Raw genomic sequence first — 22901 nt, forward strand, 5'->3', positions numbered from 1 at the left:
TATTCAGGATGACTATATTTTAAAGCTTGATACAAGTTCTTTAAGTTTTTCAGCCTGCTGGGATAATTCAGAGGCACTTGCAGTGACTTCCTGCATGGCAGCCGACCCCTGTTCGGATGCCGCTGCGGTTGACTCAGTGTTGGATGCGGTTGCCACAGCAATTTCATTTACCTGTGCAAATGAATTCGCGACTTCCTGGCTCAGATCGAGTGTGGCTTGTATATGATCCACCATTTCATTCACCACAACAGTCGTTTTATTCGTCTGATTAAGGATATCTTCAAGGGAAGCATTTGTTTCGTTTGTGATCTCCACTCCGGCGATGACTTCTTTCACACCTTCTGAGTTTTGTTTAATGATTTCATCTACTTCTTCTTGAATACTGTGTACGATTTCCGTCACGCCTTTTGCAGCCTTTTGTGATTGTTCGGCCAGCTTTCTTACTTCGTCGGCTACAACTGCAAATCCCCGTCCGTGTTCACCTGCACGGGCAGCTTCTATCGCTGCATTCAGTGCGAGGAGGTTGGTTTGTTCTGCAATCTCAGTGATCGTGCCGATAATGGTGGTGATCTGGGAGGACCGCTTGCCAAGAGCTTCTACTGTTTGACTTGTATTGGCCATTGTTTCTTCGATATTCTGCATTTTAGTTGAGGAGGCCTGCACGGAGTCTCCTCCTTTTTCGGCTACACTCCTCATATCATTCGCAGTCTGTTTAACCAATTCGGCCTGGTCGAAGAGAAAGCGCGCTGCTTCTTCAAGGCTGTTCATCTTTTCATATGAGTTTGACATCTTCAGGGTTGTCTGATCTGTCCCGGCAGCAATTTCACTTGACGTCTCGGCAATCGATGTGATGGTTCTAGAAGTTTCTTCTGCGGATGCCAATAATTGCTGCGAACTTGCGGACACATTTTCAGCCATTTCTGATACTTGTCTGACCAAGACGGAAATCCCTTCTATGAGCTGGTTTGTATCAGACGCGAGTCCGGCCAGTTCATCCTTGGACTTGACCTTGATCCGTTTCGTCAAGTCACCGCCGGCGTTGGCGATTTCAAGGATGGAACGGCTGATTTTGTTAACATTGGTTTTGATATTCTTAGAAAGAATAAAACCGAAAAAGGCTGCGAGCAGTACAGCGAATGCGGATAAGCTGATTGTCGCAATCTTGGATATCATTACCTGCTGGTTCAATGAATCGATCCTCATTGCAAGATCCTTTTCCTGATCTACTACAATCATATCGACATAAGAGCGGATGCCGTCGAGGTATTTCTTACCGGTCCCTGATTCCACCAGTGCTGCCGCTTTTTCAAGCCCGTCGTCCTTCCTCGTCTCTATGACCCTGTCAACAAATTGAATCCAGTATTCATATTGCTTGGTGATTTTCTCCATTTTATCGAGTTGTTCCTTGTCGTCCTTCAACAGGCTTGCCAGATCGTTGAAATGGTTTTCAACTTCTCTCTTCCCATTATCATAAGGGGCCAAAAATCCGGCTGCTCCCGTGATGACAAATCCCTGTTCACCAATTTCAATGTCATTCAATACTTTCGATAAGTCCTTCACTTTCGTATCCACTTTCATGTCGTACTGTATCAGCGTGTTGATTTCACTCTCCAGCTTCATCATATTGTAATAAGAAGTTGAAGCAAGAATCAATAAGACGATGGTCAATAGACCAAATGAAAGCACTACTTTCCCGCGGATTGTACGGAAATATGTAAGAAATCCCCGATCTTTCTTTTTTGTTTGCCCTTCCGCTTTCTTTTTCTTCGCTTTAGGCAATTTGGTTGGTTTTTTACCTTTTTTATTAAACACTGCATCCCCCTCCTGGACGTGAAAAAAGTAGCATCAAAGGATGAACTTACCATTATTCTACCTATAATATTCAGATTAATCTAGTCTATTTAGGTAACTTTATGTCGAATTTCAACTGTTAAACCGGGACTTTAGTATTATTTTTCGTTCTGTGTCAGGATTGTCTATCAAGTTTCATATTTTTTGAAATGCAAAGAAAGATTCGGGATTCCATACATATGAATGAAGTATGGGAACTTTCATCTAATGAACAGCCGAATGATAAGGGAGCTTACACTCTAGTCTTGGGAGGGAGAATATGCCTCATTCACATTTAATCAAACCCTTGATTGGTGATCATTATCCGATGATCGATTATGGGAAGGGTATTTACTTGTACGACAAGTCAGGGCGGGAATATGTAGATGCATGTTCAGGCGCAGTCACTGCTAATCTGGGGCATGGGATGGAAGAAATCATCCAATCAATAGTAGAGCAGGGAAACAAGGTGGCATTTGTCTATCGTTCGCAGTTCAGCAATCAGCCTGCTGAAGACCTTGCAGCATTCCTTCATGAAAAAACGGGCTATCCATGGAGTTTCTTTGTGAACAGCGGTTCCGAAGCAGTGGAAACGGCCATTAAGATTGCTCTGCAGCATTGGCAGGAAAAAGGCATGCCTTCCAAGCGGAGGATCCTTTCAAGGTGGCTGAGCTACCATGGAATCACGTTTGGGGCCTTATCTGCTTCTGGTCATCCAGTCCGGAGGGAGCGCTTCGATTCGGTCATAGGGGATTGGCCGGCCATTGAGCCTCCATATTGTTCAAAATGTCCATTCGGCAAGACGTATCCTTCATGCGGACTTGCCTGCGCCGAGCAGCTTGAAATTATGATATCAAGAATTGGTGCGGAAAATATTGCCGCTTTCATGGCTGAACCGATCATCGGGGCTGCAGGGGGCGCCATAACTCCTCCTAAAGATTATTACTTACGCATTAAAGAAATCTGTGAAAGGAATGACATTTTGTTCATTTCCGATGAAGTCATGACAGGATGTGGAAGGACCGGTACATTCATGGCCCTTGAGCAATGGGGGGTAGAGGCAGATATTGCAGCAGTGGGAAAAGGATTGAGCGCAGGTTATTCCCCGATTGCGGCAACACTCATATCCGACCGTGTGATGAATCCGATTTTAAATGGGACAAGGGTTGTGATGAGCGGGCATACATTCAGCGGGAATCCTCTGTCTTCCGCCGCTGCTCTTGCTGTCCTGAAACTGATAGATTCTGAGAAGATCATTGATGGTGTGGACAGTAAAAGTACGTATTTAACAAATTTACTGGTTAAATTGAAAAATGAATTTTCATTTGTGGGAGAAATACGAGGCAAGGGTCTATTGCTTGGTATCGAATTTGACCCGATAGGTGAAGCAGCAGGGGGTTCTTTTACCTCTTCGGTCGTGTCGGCGGGAGTGGAAAACGGAATCCTGCTGTACCCGGCTGCTGCCGGAATCGATGGCAGGAAGGGTTCTGCCATTATACTGGCTCCGCCGTTGAACAGTTCTAAACGGGAACTCGAAGAAGTATACAAACGGTTACGTTCTACCTTGCAGACGATAGAAAAAACTCGGGAGGAAGTACGTAATGTCAGAAAAACTGAATAAAATACGGAGCTACGAAGAGATCCAGCCCCTGTTTTTCCACGGAATGTGTTTAATGTTCGGCGGGTTTGGCGGTGTGGGGTCTCCCCCTTCACTCATAAAGTGCATTCTTGAATGGGGGATAAGAGACCTTACGATTATCGGCAACGATACCGGTTTCCCTCATATAGGAATCGGCCAGCTGATTGCTGATAACAGGGTTAAAAAAGTGATTGCCTCTCATATAGGATCGAACCCGATTGCAGGAACCTTGATGAGTGAAGGCAAGCTTGAAGTGGAATTTTCCCCTCAGGGAATTTTGGCTGAAAGAATCAGGGCAGGCGGCGTGGGGCTTAAAGGAATCTTGACCGATATCGGAGTAGACGACCCATACTTGAACAAAGGGAAACGCGTGATAAATCTTGACGGCGGGTCTTATTTGTTCGAGTCCGCTTTAACCTCCCAGGTCGGCATCGTCTTTGCAAAAAAAGCGGATCCATTTGGGAACCTGATTTATGACAAAAGTGCAAGAAACACGAATCCTTTGGTTGCAATGGCTGCAGACATCACCATTGTAGAAGCTGAGGAAATAGTGGAGACAGGAGAGCTCGATCCCGAAGAGGTCGTGACCTCCGGTGTATTCGTCGATCATATTGTACCCTCTAAAGGAGTCGACTGGAAATGGATATGGGAATAAAGAATAAACTCGCAAAGCGGGCTGCCCGGGAAGTAAAAGAAGGAATGACTGTCAATCTAGGAATTGGCATCCCTTCCCTTGTACCCAATCATCTCCCTTCAGGGTATGGAGCCGTCTTTCAGTCAGAAAATGGCATCGTGGGAATAGGTTCCGCTCCCCCAAAGGGGAAGGAAGACGAAAACTTATGCAACGCAGGCGGGTTCCCGGTCTCTTTAGTAAACGGGGGGAGCTATACAGACAGTGCTGTTTCCTTTGCGATGATCAGGCGGGGCAAAATCGATTTAACGATATTGGGTTCTCTGCAGGTAAGTGAAAAAGGGGATTTGGCAAACTGGATCATTCCCGGTAAAAAAGTGCCTGGCATGGGAGGGGCTACAGAGCTTGCTTCCAAAGCGAAAAGGGTGATTGTATTAATGACACACCTCGATAAGCATAAAGCCAGCAAGCTTGTTAAAGAATGTACACTCCCCTTAACGGCTAAACAGTGTGTGTCCATGATTATTACAGACAGGGGAGTTTTTTCAATAAATCAAGGCCGGCTGATATTGGTCGAAATATTCCGTCCCTATACGTTAAAAGAAATCAAAGATTGCACGGAAGCAGATTTTGTGACAAGCCCCGATTTACTCTATATCGATTAAGAAGCGGAAAGGAGAGGGACTAAAAGTGAGTGATTTACACCGTCTGATAAAGAATAAATTGGATGAAAAAAAGAAAAGTACCGTGGAACTTCTTCAAAAGATGGTTCAGGAGGAAAGTACGAGGGGGAGCGAATACAGGGCTCAGGCCGTCGTCATTGAAAAATGCAGGGAATTGGGAATGGATCTCGACATTTGGGAAGTACAGGACCACGAACTGAAAGAGCATCTTTTTTACCGGTGTGACCGCACTGATTTTAAGGGGAATCCAAACCTGACAGCTATTCTGAAAGGGACCGGTGGCGGCAGGAGTCTGATCTTGAATGGTCATATTGATGTTGTCCCAGAGGGAGACAGAACGGATTGGAAGGTTGACCCTTACAGCGGCACTGTCATCGACGGGAAATTATATGGCAGGGGTTCAACTGATATGAAGGGAGGGACGGCCTCCCTGTTATTGGCGATAGAAATTATACAAGAACTTGAAAGCCCATTAAAAGGAGACATCATCTTTCAAAGTGTAATAGAAGAAGAAAGCGGTGGTACCGGTACCCTTTCAGCATTATTGCGGGGCTATACAGCGGATGGTGCCGTGATACCCGAGCCTACAAATATGAAAATATTCCCCAAGCAGCAGGGCTCGATGTGGTTCAGGCTTGCCGTAAAGGGGAAAGCTGCTCACGGAGGTACCAGGTACGAAGGGGTTAATGCAATTGAAAAGGGGTTCAGTGTCATGACAGCACTGAAAAATCTTGAGCGCGAAAGAAATGGGAGGGTGCATGATCCATTGTATGAAAAGGTCCCCATCCCCTTACCAATCAATATAGGGAAAATCGAAAGCGGAAAGTGGCCTTCTTCGGTACCGGACCTCGCCGTGATTGAGGGGAGAGTGGGTGTTGGACCTTGGGAGACAATGGATGACGTGGAAAGGGAAATTGAAGAATGCCTATCTGCACTGGGTGAAGTTGATCCCTGGTTTATGGATCATCCAGTTGAAATTGAGTGGTTTGGCGGGAGGTGGCAGCCAAGTGACTTGTCACCCGAACATCCCATCATGATCTCGCTGAAAGCCAAATTTAAGGAAGTCATGAGTACAGAACCGGTGATCGAAGCATCTCCCTGGGGAACTGATGGCGGGATTCTTTATCAAGGCGGGGGAATTCCCGTTGTCGTTTTTGGTCCGGGGAAAACAGAACTTGCACATGATGCAAATGAATACATCGAATTGGAAAAAGTATTTCAAGCCGCGGAGGTTTTATCCTTGTTCATTATTGATTGGTGTAACGGCAAGGATTGACCTTCGGGCGGCCATCCCTGTTTGTGATTCAAAGGTATAAATATAAACTACGGAGGATTGGCTGTTCATTTTTGAAGGGATGTTTGTTTCATATCCTCTCAGACGGAGTCATATGTTGATAAAAAAGGGTGCATGCTTATGCAGAAATATGAAAAAATCGAGCGGTCAAAACTTTCAGCTGCGTTATATCTGGATGAGATGAATAAAAGGATCCGGGTTGATATGGTACGGGGGGATCTCACGTCTCTGCTGACATATGTAGAAAGCAAGGCTGCTTCGTTTCCTTGTGAAAAAATTATATTTAAGGCAAGGGAACATCAATTCAGGACGTTATTGGAAAAGGGGTTTGTGCACGAAGGGATGATCCATCATTATTTCAACGGGGACCGTGCTCATTTCCTCTCAAGATTTATGAGTAAAGAACGCCGATCAAGTAACCATTGGAGTGAAGAAGATGCTATTCTATCCTCCGTGCAAAGCCTGGGGGTCCGGCCCTTCGTAAAGAACGATGATCATTCCATTTTGCTGGCGGGATGCGGGGATGCAGCTGAGTTAGCCAGCCTGTATAAAGAGGTTTTTCAGGTTTATCCTGTACCCCTGCAAGATCCCGATTACATCAAGGATGCGATGGGAAATGGGACTATTTTTGTATGCATACGTGAAAACAATCAGATCATCAGCGCTGCATCGGCAGAAATTGATGATCAGCATCATAATGCCGAAGTGACAGATTGTGCAACACTGCCTCAGTACAGAAAGGGAGGCTTCATGAAGAGTCTGATTATGAAGCTTGAGGAAGAGCTGCTGTCGCGGGGGATATTCTGTGTTTATACCATTGCCAGGGCCCTTTCCTTCGGGATGAATGCTGCATTTCATCAATTAGGCTATCAATATGGGGGAAGGCTCGCAAATAATTGTTATATTTACGATAAGTTGGAAGATATGAATATTTGGGAAAAAGATTTAGGGCGTTGAATCCAACTGGAACAACGTGAAAAGACCAGGCAGATAGAGTGGGCCGGCCATCATATGGTTCTTATGGTGAAACTTTATGAAAGTTGGTGGATGAATTGAAGATGAACCTATATAGACCAAAGAGGGACTGGAAAGATATTGAGTTGTGGAAGGATGTTACCGAGGAACAATGGAATAACTGGCTGTGGCAGCTGACAAATACAATAAGAACACTTGATGACTTAAAAAAAGTAGTGAATCTGACTCCCGAGGAAGAAGAGGGGGTAAGAATCTCAACAAAGACGATTCCTCTGAATATCACACCCTACTATGCCTGGCTGATGAATGAAAATGATCCGAGATGTCCCATAAGAATGCAATCAGTTCCTATCGGAAAAGAAATCAATAAGACAAAATATGATTTGGAGGATCCACTTCATGAAGATGAGGATTCGCCGGTACCCGGTTTGACACATCGATATCCGGACAGGGTTCTTTTCCTCGTGACAAATCAATGTTCCATGTACTGCCGTTATTGTACGAGAAGGCGTTTTTCGGGACAAATCGGCATGGGTGTCCCGAAAAAACAGCTGGATGCCGCAATCGAATATATCCGTGAGAACCCGGCAGTGCGGGACGTTTTACTGTCGGGAGGGGACGGGTTATTGATCAATGATCAAATCCTGGAATATATCCTGAAGAACCTCCGGGAAATCCCGCATGTTGAAATCATCAGGATCGGTACCAGGGCACCGGTGGTATTCCCGCAGCGGATCACTGAGAATCTTTGCACAATACTGAAGAAATATCACCCTGTTTGGTTGAACACACATTTCAATACGTCGATCGAAATCACGGAAGAATCGAAAAAAGCCTGCGAAATGCTTGCAGATGCCGGAGTGCCTGTAGGGAACCAGGCTGTCATCCTGGCGGGTATCAATGACAGTACCCCTATCATGAAGAAACTGATGCATGATCTGGTCAAGATACGAGTGCGGCCATATTATATTTATCAATGTGATCTTTCAGAAGGGATCGGGCATTTCAGGGCACCTGTGGCGAAGGGGCTTGAAATCATGGAAGGTCTCAGGGGACATACATCTGGATACGCAGTGCCTACTTTCGTATTGGATGCTCCGGGAGGGGGAGGGAAAATATCCCTTCAGCCGAACTATCTCATCTCCCAAAGTGCCTCCAAAGTCGTTGTCAGGAACTTTGAGGGAGTGATTTCAACGTATCCCGAACCGCAGGGATATATTGCCGGAAAAGCGGATGAATATTTCAAGGAAATCTATCATGATGAAGAAATTAAAGATACAACCATAGGAATTGCCGGCCTGATGAATGACACACATGCTTCTTTGACCCCGAGTGGTTTAAAAAGGCTGGAGAGAAGAAAGCAGTACGAGGATGATCCTTCCCATCATTCATTGAAGAACTTCAGGGATAAACGGGATCAGCTGAAAGAAAAGAAGCATAAAGCCATGCTTGCGAAAATGGAAAACACTGCCGTCAAAAAGGAAGATAGTGCCGATGGAAAATAAAATCAGGTGCGAGTGGTGCGGTGAGGCAGAAGTAACGAATGAAAAAGGGAATGTCTACTGGGAGCTTCCGGACGGCACCAGGGCGATAACAATAGAACAGGTCCCTGTGCTCAACTGCAAAAAATGCGGGATGGAATATCAGGAGGAAAATGTCATTAATGAAATTGAAGATCAATTAATGTTGATTGACACCAAAAAGCTCAATGACCGGCTTACGTACGAAGAACTTTTGAAAATTCCAAAATTCCTTAAGAAAAATTATTTCCGGTTTTAGCATCCGCCTTTACGGATGCCCCATCATCCGCTATCCTTTTAAAAAAGACAGTTTTATAAGGACAGGTGGTTTGATGAGGAAATCATTTTATCATTATTTAATGAAACACAGGCAGCCGCAAGCGAAAGACGATATAACGAGGTTTGCCAATGAAGCATATGATGATCACAGCTTCCCGAAACAATCGTGGGATTATGATGAAATCAGTTCATACCTCGAAATGAATGGTTCATACCTGGAGAGCATGACCATCTTTGACCGGGCCTGGGATCTATATCTAATAGAAGAAAAAGGATAAGAAAAAAGACTGACTGAAGTGAATCTTTGAACTGAAGTCAGTCTTTTTTATTTTTACCCCAAACGTCCAAAGGGATGGTGGTAGGTATGAGTACAGATTCGATGAGGGAAGCGGAAAACCGAATTCTTGTATCCCGTTACAGTGATTACTGCATATTATATAAAAAAGGCGATTAAGGGTGAGGGGAGAATGAAGAATCGAAAAGAGCCTAAATTCAGGGTAGGAGAAACGGTAGTCGTGACAATCTACGGTACAGTAGGGAAAATTACGAATATTAAAAAACTGGATGGGGAATTCCTTTATGAAGTAAACGATAGTGAAGGCCTATTCAAAGAAAAAGCACTGGAGCTCCTGGAATCTTATGACGGTTATATTTTCGAACAAGAACAAATCGATATTGAATATAAATTTTTATTTGGAGATCTTGTCATCGTAAAGGGGTACGAAGAGGATTTATTTAAAGTGGTTGGATTCAGGACTGAAATCTGGCGCTATAAGGACGATGCCTGGGAAGACGTCATATACGAATTGATGAGGGTAACCGACGGGGAATGGCTGGAAGCAGACGAAGATGAGATCACTCTTGTAGCAGATGAAGAACAGGCGGAAGCGTTTATTAAAAAGTATGGTTTTGTTTTTCCTCATAAAAAGGATGCCAAGACCAAACTCCTTAAGTCCCCTTCACATAAAACAAGCTGGGTGGACCAGCTGCTCGATTACTATAATGACTATAAAGCTCTTTATCTTTTCTTTCGCGATCCCACGTATAAAAAGAAAATGGAGCATGTCCTTGAGCAGTTGAAAAATCACGCAAATTCTCACTCGGCAGTCAAAGAGAAGGAATAATCCACATAATATATAAAAATAGCGGAACACTTATTAATAAGAAGGATATCAGTATGGCACGAAGAACCCATTGCATACAGGCTGCAATTTTCCCTTCGCCGCTTTCAAAATCTTTTAATGTGGATCGGCCTTTTTTGATCAATGTCAACATATATAATCGCTCCTCTAATCTTAATGGTAAAGTGTATGCTTGTCCTGAACCTCATATGAAAACTTTTTTCTCCTGGCATAACTAAGCTGTCAGCATCATAAATTGAGAATCAAAGGGGGCGATCAAATGCGGGAGATAGAAGTCTTTATCGACACTGAAGAAATTGCCGACTTCTTCATGAAAGAACTTGTGCAAAGAGGCTATGTTCCTTCCGAAGAAGAGCTTGAGGAACTGGCGGACATAACCTTCGAGTATCTGATTGCCAAGTGCATCATTGACGAAGAATGGGAAGAGGACGTATAAATTCGAATGAAAAGGCCCGTCCCTCTGGCACATTCACATGTGCCGGGGGGCGGACCTTTTTTATTTTTGAAACCAAAGGAAACATATAACCGTATATATAGCTACAGTAAAATAAATTTGAATGGGGGAACCTCGGGTGCTAAAGAAAATACTGAAGAGTTTTTTAGGATCACATTCTAAACCGCACTACTACAGTTCAAGTGATAATTGGAAGAAGTATAAAAAGCATAAACATTATGGTCATCATCACTACAAGAAAAAATATAAGAGTAAAAGTTTCTTTTCAAGCTTTTTCAGCAGCTAGGGCACATCATGATCTGGTCTATGTTTCGAAGGATGGTTGACGGCTTTGAATTAGAATGGAAAAACGGAGACAGAATCAATCAATTCGAGGTCATTGCCTGCTTAGGGAAGGGGAGCTACGGCACCGCTTATGATGTCAGGCATATCCATACCGGGGATAAAGCTGTCTTGAAAAGGATACGCCCTTATAAAAAATGGTTTTCCGATTCCATGAAATACATTGATAATGAAACAGCTGTCCTTGAAGAACTGAACCATCCCCGGTTCCCTGAAATATATGAAAAGGGTGTGTTTAAACAGACACCTTATTTCATTATGGAGAAGATGGATGGCAGGACGTTTGAAGATTTGATTTTTAAGGAAGGAAAAACCTATTCAGAAGAAGAATCTTTAGACTTAGGCATTCAATTGGTGAAATTGATCATGGTTATCCATAAGAGCGGCTATATACACAGGGATTTGAGGATCCCGAACATCTTGTGGGCTAGCGGAGTCATAAACATTATCGATTTCGGCCTTGCGTGCAGGATTCAAAGAGATAATCCGGAAGTTCCTCTTCTCCACAAGGAATATATGAGGGAAAAGACTGTAAAAAGTGATTTGTATGCACTGGGACATTTTCTGTTGTTCCTTCTGTATTCATCTTACGAGCCGGTTGAACAGAGACAAAGGAGTTGGGAGGAAGAACTGGACATCAGCCCGGATACAAGGGGATTAATTAAAAAACTTTTCAGGTGTGACGGTTCTTTTGAAAATGCTGAAGAAGCTTATATGGAACTAATGAAAATCAGATATAATAAGAAGATGATAAGGGAGGAATAGGCATGTCGTTTTTTAATAAAGTATTTGCATCTATTGGAATCGGTGCAGCAACAGTAGATACGAAGTTGGAAAAATCAAGTTATCAAGCAGGTGAAATGGCAAAAGGCGTTGTTGAAATCAAAGGGGGGAGTACTTCCCAGACGATCGATTCGATTTATCTCACTCTCTATACTACGTATATCCGTGAGTCGGATGATAAAAAATATACCGATTATGCTCCGATTCAAAAGGTTCAAATATCAGAACCATTCACAATCGGGGAAAATGAAAAGAGAGAAATCCCGTTTTCGTTCACTCTTCCATTTGAAACGCCAATCACATACGGCAATACAAGGGTGTGGGTGGCAACGGGTCTTGATATAAAAAATTCGGTGGATCCAAAAGATAAAGATTATATCGAAATCGTTCCCCATAACTTAATAAATGGCATTCTCCAATCTGTACAAGATCTTGGTTTCAGGATAAGGAAGGTCGAATGCGAACAGGCTCCCCGCCGATTCAGGGGAAGATATCCGTTCATTCAGGAGTTTGAATTCGTTCCAGTAAGCGGCGGTTATCAGCGCTCATTGGATGAAATCGAGCTGATGTTCCTTAATCAGTCTGAAGAACAGGCAGATGTGTTGATTGAAGTGGACCGCAGAGCAAGAGGGCTTGGGGGGTTCCTGGCTGAAGCACTCGAAATGGACGAATCAATGGTAAAGATGACGATCCGCTCAAGCGATCTGCCTCACTTATCTTCAAAGCTGAAAGAAGCCATCGACAAATTCATTTAGGACGTTTCGACAAAGGTTCTCATTTTTTTATGAAGGATTCGACAGCCCCTTTGTTTAATACTACTAATTACTACTTAACCGGAGGGGTGCTCATATGCTGTTACTTGAAAAAATCAAACGTCCCAGAATGCTGAGGTCAAATTATGACATCACTGTATTTCAAACTCCAAAATACGGGGAAGACAAGGGCTACCAGAAGGTGTACCGGATTTCAATAGAAGCGAATAATCATGAAGAGGCACTATATGAAACATTCAGGATTTTTAATGTACCCGATCTCTTGCCCTCAGATTACAAAGGCAGGTATATGGCAACCCGTGATGTCATTTTTATAGATGAGGGAAGAAGGGGTCATTTCTATTATCGATTGCAGCCAAACGGCTGGAAAAGGATCAACCGGATCCTTCTCCACTGATTGAAAAAAAAGGAAAGACGCCCGGAATGGAGTCTTTCCTTTTTTCATTATAGGTTGTGGCCGGGTCCGCTTTTCCTGTTAACCGTTGAATGTTCTTTCGCATGGGCATTGTGTTCGGCCTCGATTGCTTCTTTAGGAATGTGATTATTTTTCTTTGGCGAGTTTATTCTGTTTCGGTGCTTTTTACCCAAAAGGATCCCTCCGTGCTTTTTTAAGATTTTAGCCTTTCGGTTCTTGAAGAGTTAGGCTGAGTCCCCGAACGGGTGGAAGGGTTTGTTTCATTCGCATGCTGGACGGCCTGCTTAAGTTTCTTGCTCATTTTTTCCTTCGTCATGACCATACCTCCTTCCATCTATAGTTTTACCAGTCCTCCGCTTCCTATCCGTGAACCTCCGAAGCGTTGCATAAGCTCAAGAAAAGGATTACAATGGTACTTCAGTAAGTCTATAATAGGAGGAATTGTAAGATGAGTATACATATTAATGCCAAAGAAAATGAAATTGCAGAAACGGTCTTACTGCCGGGAGATCCGTTAAGGGCTAAATATATAGCAGAGACATTCTTGGAGAATCCTGTTTGTTATAACGAAGTTCGCAATATGTTTGGGTACACAGGAACGTATAAGGGAAAAAGAATCAGTGTACAGGGTACAGGAATGGGTGTCCCATCCATCTCCATTTATATCAACGAATTAATGCAAAGTTACAATGTGCAGAATTTGATTCGCGTAGGTACTTGCGGAGCAATCCAGAAGGATGTCAAAGTGCGTGATGTAATCCTTGCCATGACTTCTTCAACGGATTCACAAATGAACAAGTTGACCTTTAACGGCATCGACTATGCTCCGACTGCTGACTTCGATTTGCTGAAACGCGCATACGACAGCGGAGTAGAAAAAGGCCTTAGTCTGAAAGTGGGGAACGTATTCACGGCGGATATGTTCTATAACGATAATGCGGAACATGAAAAATGGGCTCAATATGGAATCCTTGCAATTGAAATGGAAACCTCGGCTCTTTATACATTGGCTGCAAAATATGGCCGCAACGCCCTTTCCGTATTGACAGTCAGCGACCACATCCTGACAGGTGAAGAAACGTCAGCCGAAGAGCGCCAAACGACTTTCAATGAAATGATTGAAGTGGCTCTCGAAGCAGCAATCAAGGAATAACTCTGAAAGATAACGCTTTCTTAAACTGCTTACTTATTTGGTAAGCAGTTTTATTATGCAATAATCTTGAATACAGTAGGATTATCCTATTACATGGCAGTAAATCCATGTTAATATGTAGTTTGTAACAATATAGAGAAACTAGGTGAAAGTATGAAGAAGGTCATACTGGTTATTGCCGGCTCCCTTGTCATATTGTCCGGGTGTCAGCAAGCACAAGAATGGACCCAGAATTTATTCGGTGAAAAACAGTCCGAAGAAACGAAGGACACAGAAGAAAACAGCAGCTCAGAGATGAATGAATCCCCGGAGGTAACTCCAGGTGAGGAGGATGAAGGTGAAGTCGCGGAGGAAGAGACAGTCCCGCCCGAACTTCAGTTGGAATCACAATTCTTCAATCAAGTGAAGGTAGTGGATGGCAAGCAGGTCATTCAGAACCCTGCTAATAAGCTTGTACTTGTGAATAAGGAATTTGCTCTCGGTGAGTACAAACCGGAAGATTTAGTGCGTCCGGAAGTTCCATTCGTTTTCGGAAACGAAGATCTGGAAAAGGCACATCTCCGTGAGGAAGCTGCAAAAGCCCTGGAGCAAATGTTTGCAGCTGCGAAATCAAAACAAATCTATCTCACAGCTATTTCAGGTTATCGTTCTTATGATTACCAGGAAATGCTCTTGAATCGTGAAATTGAGCAGTTCGGCAAAGAAAAGGCCGTCATGGCCGTTGCACCTCCTGGACAAAGTGAACATCAGTCCGGACTGGCAATGGACATCTCAAGCCAAAGCAATGATTTCCAAGTGAATATTGAATTTGCACAAACGAAAGAAGGCAAATGGCTGGCAGCCAATGCCCATAAATACGGATTTATCCTCCGCTACCCCGAAGATAAAGTCGATATTACACAATACCAGTATGAACCTTGGCATTTCAGATACGTAGGGAAAGACGCCGCCAAAGTCATATATGAAAATGACTGGTCACTTGAAGAATACTTTAAAAATGTAAAAGAAATATAAGTGAAAGGCAGGAAGCTATACGCTTCCTGTTTTTTTATTGCGTTAAAAGTTGCAGGGGAATTTGGGTCCCGCTGAAATAAAAAGACTTTTTCATCCCTTTTTCTCATAAACATCAATAATAAAAGAGTCTGTCCAACTGGACCTGATAGGGGGGAAGAGGGATGTTTAAAGGGTTTTATATTCTGGTAATAGGCAGCGTTCTCGTCGGTTTAGGGATTAACCTTTATTTCGTGCCCCATCACTTCCTGGACGGGGGCATGATCGGCATCGGGCTCATTTTCCACTATTGGTTTGGCTTTAAACCCGGACTCACCATCATTCTTTTAAGCATCCCGCTCTATTGTTTGGCTTTCATAAAGGACCGGCCGCTATTTTATAACAGTATCCACGGGTTATGGCTGTCCTCGTTTATGATTGATTTTTTTCACAGATGGAAAGATTTGCACATTCTTCCGCCGTTGTTAAGCGCTTTTATCGGAGGGGCGTTTGTCGGCATCGGGATCGGATTGATGCTCAGGGCTGATTCGGCAACCGGTGGTACGGATCTACTCGCTCAGTTAATCGGCAAAAGTTCAGGGTTCAACGTAGGAAAGCTGATTTTTGTTATCGACAGTGTGGTTCTTCTAATAGGATGGTCGATCATCGGGTTGGAATCATTTTTATATTCCCTGTTCGCAATAAGTACAGTAGGTTTTTTTACGACAATTTTGACACATCATAAGGATAGTGATGGATATTCCTTTCACTAAGTTATAAAAGCTGATAGAATAAAGAAGTTATCTGATTGTCCCATCTGGATGATCGCACTTACGGTTTTGATACATAGCAATGAAAGTGGTGAAAACCTTGGAACAGGATAAATCAACAGATCAATCAGTCACTCAAGAAGAAAATCAAACAAGTTATTTGAAAATAAAAAAGTTCAAATTTGTGATGCTTCTCTTTTTCCTTGTATTCGCGACAGCGGGAATTACAACCTTCGCATTGGCGTTCGGGGATGAAAAGGCAGTTAATGTAGGTGTCACAGAAAGATCCGAATTTAAAAAGCTTTATGAAGCATATGATAAATTAAATGAAAATTATTATAAGGATCTTAAGGATGAAACGCTCGTCAACGGAGCAATCAACGGCATGCTCGAGAGCGTGGGAGATCCTTATTCCGATTATATGAACGAGAAAGAAGCCAAAAAGTTTCAGGAAAGCATATCATCTTCTTTTGAAGGGATCGGTGCTGAAATTCAAGAGAAGGAAGGGTATGTTTCAATCGTTTCCCCAATCAAGGGATCGCCTGCTGAAAAAGCGGGACTGCAGCCCAATGATAAGATTTTGAAGGTCGATGGAAAAAGTATACAGGGTATGTCTGTTACCGAGGCGGTTCTTTTAATCCGCGGAGAGAAAGGCACGAAGGTAACATTGACCATTCAGCGTCCAGGTCAGGAAGAATCGATGGAAGTGACAATCACAAGGGACGAGATTCCGATTGAAACGGTATACGCAGAAATGAAAGATAACGGTGTCGCTGAAATCCAAATTACAAGCTTCTCTGAAAATACCTATAAAGAATTAGTGAATGCATTGAATGAAATGCAGGATAAAGGGATGAAAAAGCTTGTATTGGATCTGAGACAGAATCCTGGGGGCCTCTTGGATCAGGCAATCAAGATCTCAAACCTTTTTGTGCCCCAGGGAGAAGTACTCTTCCAAGTCGAAGACAACAACGGTAAAGTCGAAAAATATGTGGCAGAAGACGGACAAAAAGTGAAAGTCCCAACCGCGGTCCTGGTAGATGAAGGAAGTGCGAGTGCTTCAGAAATTCTGGCTTCCGCTGTAAGTGAGTCCAATAATATCCCGCTCGTCGGTACTAAAACGTTCGGAAAAGGGACTGTCCAGACCGCAGAAGAGTTTGAGGACGGTTCGAACATGAAATTCACCACGGCTAAATGGCTGACGCCAAAAGGGAATTGGATCCATGAAAAAGGAATCAAACCTGATTACGAAGTGAAGATGCCTGATTACGCGCAGCTTCCTTATATCAACCCTGATAAAGAGCTGAAAGAAAGTGACATGTCCGAAACAGTGAAGGCGGCAGAACAAATGTTGAATGCCCTCGAATTCAATCCGGGAAATGTTGACGGCTATTACGATGAAGATACGAAAGCCGCCGTACAGAAGTTCCAGGAAAAAAATGAACTGGATTCAACAGGCGTACTAAAAGGCGAAACAACCGTCAAACTGATGGACCAGCTCCGCCAAAAACTAAAAGAAAACGACCCTCAATTCAAAAAAGCGGTTGAGGTACTAAATAAACAATAATTTATTTAACCTCTTGGATCTTAATTGACGGGTATACTTCAGGGTACAACTAATTAAATATCAAATAAAAACGCACTGTATTTCACATTGAAATTGACAGTGCGTTTTTATTTTTATAAAAGATGTGTACAAGATTGTTGAAGAAGATCTTTATTTTAATCATTAAACTAAGAGGGTTAATGATTTTTTAATTGAATATGAATTATTAATAGACGGGAAAGACACTATAGAGTTTAAGCTTCGATACTAATAATTGAACCACTTTTTGTGAAATGATATTCATCTTTTACTTATAAGTAAAAAATGTTTCTCGTGACAGTATGAGCACTTAAATAGGAGGTATCAGATGACAAGTAGATTCTCGGTAATGAATTTTGAAATAATAACTGAACGGCTTTACATGAATATATGGGAGGAATCAGATGCATCTTGGTATAGGAAACTTGTTGGGGAACGTGGAGTTGATAAGCTGACTCTTGAAGATGCTCGCAAACATGTTATCAGTTTACGCGATAGAGCACTGGAAAGTGGTATAGGTGCACTTACAATCCGACGCAAAGATGAAGGAGATATAATTGGATATTGTGGATTGATTATTGGTCGTTCTACTATAGAGGAGCCGGAAATTGCTTATGAACTGTTTAAAAGAGTCCACGGAAAAGGTTATGCAACGGAAGCTGCATCAGCAATTATAGAAGCTGCGGCCGCTACTGGGCGGCAACGTCTGTGGGCAACTGTGGGATCTTGGAATATTGCTTCCTTTCGAGTTCTTGAAAAGATTGGTTTCATACGCCACCATAGTACCTGGAAAGATAATGGAGAAGAAGTTGTTTGGAACATGCGTGATCTATAGATATAAAAGATTTATTTTGCGACATAAACATATTCGACAAAGTATTCCACTATTGCTTGCGTTAATGGGTAGAAAGCTTTAAAAAAAGCGGCTTGGATAAAAAGTGTTTATAGACTATGTAAAAACCGAAATAATTTGTTTGTTCAAGTGTATAGTTAGTTTTAGCTCTCCCCAGCGGTTGATTGTAGTGCAAGACGAAGACTCCTAACCGAAAAGCGGAAGGGCTTTGCCCAGAGGCGTGTGGCATAAGACGAAGCGGCCACGAAGGCGTATTTTGCCTTCTTGGTCGGTTTGACTTATGACATGTGCCTCTAAGCCCTGCAGTTGGACAATAGAAAAGCGGAGGCTGCTTGCTCAGCCCTGACAAGCATAAGATGAATGGGCCGGAAAGGCGTTTTTTGCCTTTTGGTCCATTTAGCTTATGACCTCGAGGGGCTAGCCGCCGGAGCTGGACAGGATGAGGCTCACGGGCTACCCACGGAAAGCGAAGTCTTGCACGGACATTAGCGGTATTATAACCTATACTGAAATTATTCCTATTTAAATGACGAATTTCCCCCCGCCTTTCTCGAAAGAAAAATACGATATTTCCGTTGAGAATATGCCTTTATTTTTGAGGACTTTCCCTCGCACATAACCACGAAAGACATTCCCATAAGTTTTTTCTTTGAACACACATTTCCCTCACACTTACTTGTATAGAAGAATTCCCTAAGACCAACAATGATGATAACAAAGTATGAGGTGATCGAAATGTTTAGAAAATGGACCGCCATTCCCATCGTATTGTTAATTACATTCATCATATATGCAACGACGAATACGTCCACGCAGCCTTCCGAAATGACTGAAATTCAAAAGCAAGCAGATGTAAAAAGCGCAAAAGAAACGGAGAAAACAAATACCATCTTTCCAATAAGTAAAGAAGAGGCAGGCAAACCCATCAATGTGCTTGTAGTCGGATCTGATCAAAGAAAAAATGAAGCAGAGAGGGCAGACGTGCTGATGGTCGCTCAATATGTACCCAATCATCCAACACTAAAACTCATCTCGATTATGAGGGACACCTATGTGGATATCCCTGGATACGGTAAAAGTAAAATAAATCATGCCTATGCGTGGGGCGGCAATGAACTTGTAAAGAAATCACTGAAACAAAATTTTGATCTCGAAATTAATCACACCGTGAATCTTAACTTTCAAGATTTTATAAATATCATGGGAATCATTTTCCCCGAAGGTGTTCAGGTTCCCATAACCGAGGGGATGATCAGTCATTGGAAGTGGGATAAACAACCGGGCATGCAGAAGCTTAAGGGTGGAGAAATACTTCAATATGTTCGTTACCGCGGGGATGTATCCAGTGATTTCGGGAGGGTGGAAAGACAGCAGGAAATCATTGAACTTGCTGAAAAAAATATAATGGAGCAGTTGAAATCAGGAAAGGGTATTCCCACTGCGATCGAGTTGATGCGTGATGGTTTTAAAAACGTCGAGACAACATTTTCGATTGACCAGGTTATGAAGCACGGACTATCTTTTCTGTTTCATCCGATCGACTCCGTCGAAACCATAAGGATCCCGGTGGAAGGCAGCTACCAAAGCATCTCGAAACCTGGTGCGGGAGATGTTTTGGAAATGGATGAAACCACCAATATCCAGGCCCTGAGAGAGTTTAGTCACTAATGCAAGGGTGGATCAGGGAGGGAAGTTATCAGCGGAGTCGAGATCCAGGAAGTTCTCGATACGTTTCATTTTTCGTCCAATCAATTGATTTAAATAGTTCTTATACTTTTCATCTTCAGATTGATCATATTCATATTGAAGTATTTTTAAGTGTTCCAAGTGTTCTTGGAGGGAGCGTTCCTCACTGTCCGAACCGCCGGATTGCACTTTTCTTAGTATGACATCTACCAATTTATCATTTGTGGCTTCAATTGTTTTGGTACCCTGCCGCACATAAATAGCTCCGTAACGCAGCTCTCCTCTCGTTACAATTGAAGTGTAAGGGACGTATCTGGGGTCGTAATCAATGATCAGCACCTGAAACCGTTTCATATTTAAAAAGGGATGGATATTACCGGTGAAAATAAAATCTTCCGTTCTATATCGAAGATACTTTGGAAGAAGGTGCTGAAGTTTATTATCAACATCCGCCTTGTCAAGAAACTCTTCCTCAGATAACCCCTTTAACTTTAATGAACCATCATCATATTGCATGACCCCGATGATGATGCAGCCGCCTCCTGAATTGGAAATGGCCAGGACATGTTTTGCAAGTTTAGAGACTTCAATCCAGTCGGATTTGAAATCAACATAATCAGTTTCCCCAGTGTTGAGGAGCAGCAGGTCTTTCAGTGTTTCATGGGAAGGGTTCTTCAGGAAATCCCGCAGCTTTATGGGTACAATTTTTTCATAGAACAAAGAAATCCCCACCCTTCGATTAGGAGTTAATGCAGACTGGACATTTCACTTTCTACTATTATATAGCTTTCCGGTGTGCCGTTAGAACAATCAGTTCAATGTCATTGTATTTGGGTCATGTTTTATATAAAATGGAGGGATGTAGATTGCAGTAAAAGTGGGGAGGAACAATGGTGAAGAAAGAAGTATATATCTTATCCGGGTTTCTTGGAAGTGGAAAAACAACATTATTGAAACATGTACTTCAGGCGTTAAAAGATGAAAATAAAAAACCCGCTGTTTTGATGAATGAACTGGGAAGCGTGTCGATTGACAGTGATGCCGTGGAGGAAGATACATCCATGAGAGAACTTCTGGACGGATGTATCTGCTGTACCATTTCAGATAAACTGGAAGCACAGTTACAGGATCTTCTGGTCAACGAACAATTTGATGTGCTGATAATTGAAACAACAGGAGCCGCACACCCCGTCGAAGTAGTGGATTCCATCCTGTCCCCATTATTTGCTGACAGGTTTGAGTTCAAAGGGATCATAACGGTAGTGGACGGCAAGCAATGGAAGGAACGTTCACAATTCAGTCCTTCAGTATTGCACCTTATGAGGGAACAGATCCGACATGCACAGTTTATCATTGCGAATAAAATGGATCTCCTGACTGAAATGGAGCAGGGAATGTTCATTTACGAATTACAACAGCTTAATAACCGGGCTAAAGTATATATGACCAACTATGCGAAAGTCTCGATGAAAGATATCTTTTCAGCGGCACCCGAAATAGAAATGGAGGGTTATGACAAGGCATCAATAGGCAAGCATCTTTCCCTGCAGGCGGTGGTTTACACGTTCAAAGGGGAAATAGATGGAGAAGAGTTTGAGGAGTGGGTTAGAAAGCAGCCCGATACCATCTACAGAATGAAAGGATATATCCCGCTCAAAGGAAAAAAATATCCGGCGATGTTTCAATATTCATATGGGATGCCCCTGTTTATGCAGGCTGATATGAAATACAAAACCAATTTTGTGATAATCGGTGAAGAATTATCTAAATCAGATATTTTACAGTCACTCCAAGCGATAGATCACATTCAAAAAAAATGAAAGGGGCCGGCCGCTATGCGGCTGCCCCTTACATCTTAATGATTGCTTTCCCCGAACTTCTTGAAAGTCATTTCATCTTCCACAAGTCCGCATGCGGCACATTGTACCTTTAATTCAGGTCCGTTATAGGCAAGATGAAAAGGATCAAGATGACCTTCCTCATATTGCTGGACAACTTGTCCTGACTGGGGATCCAGTTTCACGCTTTGCGGAACTTGCTGGATGATATTGAACCTAGTGCGGTTCGTCCGGCAATTCGGACAACGATATGGTGTAGTCATAACAATCACCTTTCTTTGTTTTTTTCTAGTATGTTCAATTGGATAATATTTATGTAAAGGAGTATGAACATGAATACTGCTGCCTATCAAGTTTTACTCAAAGAGTACAGTTCCGTTTGGAAAAACAGGGATTTATTTGATGAAAATCAGTCGCCGGAACAAATCCTGAAAGAAGCCATCAAACGCGAGCTCCTTGACCAAAACAGCCACCCGCGTGTCAGGAAGCCGATATCAGAAAAATACATATCCGCTTCCAAACGTATTCTCGAATCCGGCTTATCATCGGAGTCTAAGGTGGAACTGCTTGATCTACACATACAAATGATCGATCAACTGAAAGGGTAATCATCTGCAGATCCTTTAAATTCAGATTATTTCGTTTCGAGACTTTTTTCTTTTCTTCATACCCTTGAAGGTATATAATACAACATAGATTATTGAAAAAAGGATGATGCAGAATGCTTCTGTTTATTACTTTAGCTATATTCAGCGTTCTTATATATATGGTGTACTATCGTTATGCACCCGTTCGTGTCAAAGAAATGAGCGATAAGGAACTGCGTGACTGCCATATTATACTCGACGTCCGGGATTATCAGGATTCATATAAATCAAACTGCAACCAGGCGCTGGCCATCCCTTGCGGCTACTTAAAGCGTTATTATCATGAGATTCCACAAGGACCGCTTGTCGTGATCGGCAGTTCTTCTGTCGAGTGCAATGTGAGTGTGAGACAATTAAAAAGTTTAGGATTCAATGTAGTGGGATATATAAGTGCAGTAAGGAAACAACCATGCAAGGAAAGCTTGTCTATGGGATGAAATACCCTGTGTATTTGAAACGGTTTTGTAATATCCGTTACAAAAGGACCTGCTTTTTTTGGGTGTCAACATTGATTTTTCGGTAAATTTTAGAGCTGTGAGACAAAATATTCATTTGCCGGAAATGTAAGTTAATCTAGTGATTCCTTTATTTATAATAGATTTCGAGTTTGATGGATGAA

General features: G+C 42.6%; 26 protein-coding genes. 22 read left to right on the forward strand and 4 right to left on the reverse strand.

Annotated elements, in window-relative coordinates; genetic code table 11:
- Positions 1 to 12: 12 nt before the first annotated feature.
- Entirely contained in the window at positions 13 to 1812 is a 1800-nt protein-coding gene (locus tag BHE18_RS11580; protein ID WP_235860307.1) for a methyl-accepting chemotaxis protein, read from the reverse strand.
- Positions 1813 to 2110: 298 nt separating this feature from the next.
- Between BHE18_RS11580 and BHE18_RS11585 the strand changes: the two genes are divergently transcribed.
- From BHE18_RS11585 to BHE18_RS11645, 13 genes are all read left to right on the forward strand, one after another.
- The gene (locus BHE18_RS11585; protein WP_071618717.1) at positions 2111 to 3451 is read left to right on the forward strand and encodes an aspartate aminotransferase family protein; all 1341 of its coding nucleotides are present in this window, start codon (positions 2111 to 2113) and stop codon (positions 3449 to 3451) included.
- Entirely contained in the window at positions 3432 to 4124 is a 693-nt protein-coding gene (locus BHE18_RS11590) for a 3-oxoacid CoA-transferase subunit A (RefSeq protein ID WP_071618718.1), read from the forward strand. The genes BHE18_RS11585 and BHE18_RS11590 overlap by 20 nt, the downstream gene beginning before the upstream one ends.
- The gene (locus tag BHE18_RS11595; RefSeq protein ID WP_071618719.1) at positions 4103 to 4765 is read left to right on the forward strand and encodes a 3-oxoacid CoA-transferase subunit B; all 663 of its coding nucleotides are present in this window, start codon (positions 4103 to 4105) and stop codon (positions 4763 to 4765) included. Before BHE18_RS11590 ends, BHE18_RS11595 begins: the two co-directional genes overlap by 22 nt.
- A 25-nt stretch (positions 4766 to 4790) precedes the next feature.
- A complete protein-coding gene (locus BHE18_RS11600) occupies positions 4791 to 6059 on the forward strand; it encodes a peptidase (RefSeq protein WP_071618720.1) in 1269 nt (422 codons plus the stop codon).
- Positions 6060 to 6197: 138 nt separating this feature from the next.
- The gene (gene ablB, locus BHE18_RS11605; protein WP_071618721.1) at positions 6198 to 7034 is read left to right on the forward strand and encodes a putative beta-lysine N-acetyltransferase; all 837 of its coding nucleotides are present in this window, start codon (positions 6198 to 6200) and stop codon (positions 7032 to 7034) included.
- Between the two features lie 101 nt (positions 7035 to 7135).
- Positions 7136 to 8557, forward strand: a complete 1422-nt coding sequence (ablA, locus tag BHE18_RS11610; protein ID WP_071618722.1) for a lysine 2,3-aminomutase — start codon at positions 7136 to 7138, stop codon at positions 8555 to 8557.
- The gene (locus BHE18_RS11615; RefSeq protein WP_083573723.1) at positions 8547 to 8831 is read left to right on the forward strand and encodes a YokU family protein; all 285 of its coding nucleotides are present in this window, start codon (positions 8547 to 8549) and stop codon (positions 8829 to 8831) included. The genes ablA and BHE18_RS11615 overlap by 11 nt, the downstream gene beginning before the upstream one ends.
- 73 nt (positions 8832 to 8904) lie before the next feature.
- Positions 8905 to 9129 carry a YozE family protein gene (locus tag BHE18_RS11620; RefSeq protein WP_071618723.1) on the forward strand — a complete coding sequence of 75 codons (225 nt, stop codon included), beginning with the start codon at positions 8905 to 8907 and terminating at the stop codon, positions 9127 to 9129.
- 189 nt (positions 9130 to 9318) lie between these two features.
- Entirely contained in the window at positions 9319 to 9975 is a 657-nt protein-coding gene (locus BHE18_RS11625) for a hypothetical protein (RefSeq protein ID WP_071618724.1), read from the forward strand.
- Positions 9976 to 10252: 277 nt separating this feature from the next.
- Positions 10253 to 10429, forward strand: coding sequence for a YozD family protein (locus BHE18_RS11630; protein WP_064563934.1), 177 nt, complete (start codon positions 10253 to 10255; stop codon positions 10427 to 10429).
- A gap of 312 nt (positions 10430 to 10741) precedes the next feature.
- Positions 10742 to 11554, forward strand: coding sequence for a serine/threonine protein kinase (locus BHE18_RS11635; protein ID WP_083573725.1), 813 nt, complete (start codon positions 10742 to 10744; stop codon positions 11552 to 11554).
- 2 nt (positions 11555 to 11556) lie between these two features.
- On the forward strand, positions 11557 to 12327 hold the full coding sequence (locus BHE18_RS11640) for a sporulation protein (RefSeq protein WP_071618726.1): 771 nt from the start codon (positions 11557 to 11559) through the stop codon (positions 12325 to 12327).
- Between the two features lie 94 nt (positions 12328 to 12421).
- On the forward strand, positions 12422 to 12742 hold the full coding sequence (locus tag BHE18_RS11645; RefSeq protein WP_071618727.1) for a YodL domain-containing protein: 321 nt from the start codon (positions 12422 to 12424) through the stop codon (positions 12740 to 12742).
- Between the two features lie 211 nt (positions 12743 to 12953).
- Here BHE18_RS11645 and BHE18_RS23770 read toward each other — a convergent pair whose 3' ends face one another.
- Positions 12954 to 13076: a hypothetical protein gene (locus BHE18_RS23770; protein ID WP_268876310.1), complete on the reverse strand. Its 123-nt coding sequence runs from the start codon at positions 13074 to 13076 to the stop codon at positions 12954 to 12956.
- Between the two features lie 132 nt (positions 13077 to 13208).
- Here BHE18_RS23770 and deoD point away from each other — a divergent pair, with 132 nt between their 5' ends.
- The 6 genes from deoD (at position 13209) to BHE18_RS11675 (ending at position 19779) form a co-directional block, all read left to right on the forward strand.
- Complete coding sequence (deoD, locus tag BHE18_RS11650; protein WP_032088021.1) at positions 13209 to 13913, forward strand: purine-nucleoside phosphorylase; 705 nt, start codon at positions 13209 to 13211, stop codon at positions 13911 to 13913.
- Positions 13914 to 14066: 153 nt separating this feature from the next.
- The gene (locus BHE18_RS11655; RefSeq protein ID WP_071618728.1) at positions 14067 to 14927 is read left to right on the forward strand and encodes a M15 family metallopeptidase; all 861 of its coding nucleotides are present in this window, start codon (positions 14067 to 14069) and stop codon (positions 14925 to 14927) included.
- A 161-nt stretch (positions 14928 to 15088) separates the two neighbouring features.
- A complete protein-coding gene (locus BHE18_RS11660; RefSeq protein WP_071618729.1) occupies positions 15089 to 15676 on the forward strand; it encodes a YitT family protein in 588 nt (195 codons plus the stop codon).
- Positions 15677 to 15755: 79 nt separating this feature from the next.
- Positions 15756 to 17240: a S41 family peptidase gene (locus BHE18_RS11665; RefSeq protein WP_071618730.1), complete on the forward strand. Its 1485-nt coding sequence runs from the start codon at positions 15756 to 15758 to the stop codon at positions 17238 to 17240.
- 346 nt (positions 17241 to 17586) lie between these two features.
- Positions 17587 to 18093 (forward strand): GNAT family N-acetyltransferase, encoded by a 507-nt coding sequence (locus tag BHE18_RS11670; RefSeq protein ID WP_071618731.1) that lies wholly within the window; start codon positions 17587 to 17589, stop codon positions 18091 to 18093.
- Between the two features lie 753 nt (positions 18094 to 18846).
- A complete protein-coding gene (locus BHE18_RS11675) occupies positions 18847 to 19779 on the forward strand; it encodes an LCP family protein (protein ID WP_171910700.1) in 933 nt (310 codons plus the stop codon).
- A gap of 12 nt (positions 19780 to 19791) precedes the next feature.
- Here BHE18_RS11675 and BHE18_RS11680 read toward each other — a convergent pair whose 3' ends face one another.
- Positions 19792 to 20517, reverse strand: a complete 726-nt coding sequence (locus BHE18_RS11680) for an AlbA family DNA-binding domain-containing protein (RefSeq protein ID WP_071618732.1) — start codon at positions 20515 to 20517, stop codon at positions 19792 to 19794.
- 170 nt (positions 20518 to 20687) lie between these two features.
- On the opposite strand from BHE18_RS11680, the gene BHE18_RS11685 reads away from it, so the two are divergent.
- Positions 20688 to 21617: a CobW family GTP-binding protein gene (locus BHE18_RS11685; protein WP_071618733.1), complete on the forward strand. Its 930-nt coding sequence runs from the start codon at positions 20688 to 20690 to the stop codon at positions 21615 to 21617.
- 35 nt (positions 21618 to 21652) lie between these two features.
- Here BHE18_RS11685 and BHE18_RS11690 read toward each other — a convergent pair whose 3' ends face one another.
- A complete protein-coding gene (locus tag BHE18_RS11690; RefSeq protein ID WP_071618734.1) occupies positions 21653 to 21898 on the reverse strand; it encodes a DNA alkylation repair protein in 246 nt (81 codons plus the stop codon).
- Positions 21899 to 21967: 69 nt separating this feature from the next.
- Between BHE18_RS11690 and BHE18_RS11695 the strand changes: the two genes are divergently transcribed.
- Both BHE18_RS11695 and BHE18_RS11700 read left to right on the forward strand, forming a co-directional pair.
- The gene (locus BHE18_RS11695) at positions 21968 to 22243 is read left to right on the forward strand and encodes a hypothetical protein (RefSeq protein ID WP_071618735.1); all 276 of its coding nucleotides are present in this window, start codon (positions 21968 to 21970) and stop codon (positions 22241 to 22243) included.
- A 113-nt stretch (positions 22244 to 22356) separates the two neighbouring features.
- Positions 22357 to 22719, forward strand: coding sequence for a hypothetical protein (locus tag BHE18_RS11700; RefSeq protein WP_083573729.1), 363 nt, complete (start codon positions 22357 to 22359; stop codon positions 22717 to 22719).
- Positions 22720 to 22901 lie beyond the last annotated feature (182 nt).

Origin of the sequence: Rossellomorea aquimaris (genome assembly GCF_001877785.1) — a bacterium.
Taxonomy (GTDB): domain Bacteria; phylum Bacillota; class Bacilli; order Bacillales; family Bacillaceae_B; genus Rossellomorea; species Rossellomorea aquimaris_A.

What these genes read in the sequence shown, in the direction of transcription:
- BHE18_RS11585 (WP_071618717.1), top strand. Translation starts at nt 2,111, where the DNA reads ATGCCTCATTCACATTTAATCAAACCCTTGATTGGTGATCATTATCCG.
- BHE18_RS11590 (WP_071618718.1), top strand. Translation starts at nt 3,432, where the DNA reads ATGTCAGAAAAACTGAATAAAATACGGAGCTACGAAGAGATCCAGCCC.
- ablB (WP_071618721.1), top strand. Translation starts at nt 6,198, where the DNA reads ATGCAGAAATATGAAAAAATCGAGCGGTCAAAACTTTCAGCTGCGTTA.
- ablA (WP_071618722.1), top strand. Translation starts at nt 7,136, where the DNA reads ATGAACCTATATAGACCAAAGAGGGACTGGAAAGATATTGAGTTGTGG.
- BHE18_RS11615 (WP_083573723.1), top strand. Translation starts at nt 8,547, where the DNA reads ATGGAAAATAAAATCAGGTGCGAGTGGTGCGGTGAGGCAGAAGTAACG.
- BHE18_RS11620 (WP_071618723.1), top strand. Translation starts at nt 8,905, where the DNA reads ATGAGGAAATCATTTTATCATTATTTAATGAAACACAGGCAGCCGCAA.
- BHE18_RS11625 (WP_071618724.1), top strand. Translation starts at nt 9,319, where the DNA reads ATGAAGAATCGAAAAGAGCCTAAATTCAGGGTAGGAGAAACGGTAGTC.
- BHE18_RS11630 (WP_064563934.1), top strand. Translation starts at nt 10,253, where the DNA reads ATGCGGGAGATAGAAGTCTTTATCGACACTGAAGAAATTGCCGACTTC.
- BHE18_RS11635 (WP_083573725.1), top strand. Translation starts at nt 10,742, where the DNA reads ATGATCTGGTCTATGTTTCGAAGGATGGTTGACGGCTTTGAATTAGAA.
- BHE18_RS11640 (WP_071618726.1), top strand. Translation starts at nt 11,557, where the DNA reads ATGTCGTTTTTTAATAAAGTATTTGCATCTATTGGAATCGGTGCAGCA.
- BHE18_RS11645 (WP_071618727.1), top strand. Translation starts at nt 12,422, where the DNA reads ATGCTGTTACTTGAAAAAATCAAACGTCCCAGAATGCTGAGGTCAAAT.
- BHE18_RS23770 (WP_268876310.1), bottom strand. Translation starts at nt 13,076, where the DNA reads ATGACGAAGGAAAAAATGAGCAAGAAACTTAAGCAGGCCGTCCAGCAT.
- deoD (WP_032088021.1), top strand. Translation starts at nt 13,209, where the DNA reads ATGAGTATACATATTAATGCCAAAGAAAATGAAATTGCAGAAACGGTC.
- BHE18_RS11655 (WP_071618728.1), top strand. Translation starts at nt 14,067, where the DNA reads ATGAAGAAGGTCATACTGGTTATTGCCGGCTCCCTTGTCATATTGTCC.
- BHE18_RS11660 (WP_071618729.1), top strand. Translation starts at nt 15,089, where the DNA reads ATGTTTAAAGGGTTTTATATTCTGGTAATAGGCAGCGTTCTCGTCGGT.
- BHE18_RS11665 (WP_071618730.1), top strand. Translation starts at nt 15,756, where the DNA reads ATGAAAGTGGTGAAAACCTTGGAACAGGATAAATCAACAGATCAATCA.
- BHE18_RS11670 (WP_071618731.1), top strand. Translation starts at nt 17,587, where the DNA reads ATGACAAGTAGATTCTCGGTAATGAATTTTGAAATAATAACTGAACGG.
- BHE18_RS11675 (WP_171910700.1), top strand. Translation starts at nt 18,847, where the DNA reads ATGTTTAGAAAATGGACCGCCATTCCCATCGTATTGTTAATTACATTC.
- BHE18_RS11685 (WP_071618733.1), top strand. Translation starts at nt 20,688, where the DNA reads ATGGTGAAGAAAGAAGTATATATCTTATCCGGGTTTCTTGGAAGTGGA.
- BHE18_RS11690 (WP_071618734.1), bottom strand. Translation starts at nt 21,898, where the DNA reads ATGACTACACCATATCGTTGTCCGAATTGCCGGACGAACCGCACTAGG.
- BHE18_RS11695 (WP_071618735.1), top strand. Translation starts at nt 21,968, where the DNA reads ATGAATACTGCTGCCTATCAAGTTTTACTCAAAGAGTACAGTTCCGTT.
- BHE18_RS11700 (WP_083573729.1), top strand. Translation starts at nt 22,357, where the DNA reads ATGCTTCTGTTTATTACTTTAGCTATATTCAGCGTTCTTATATATATG.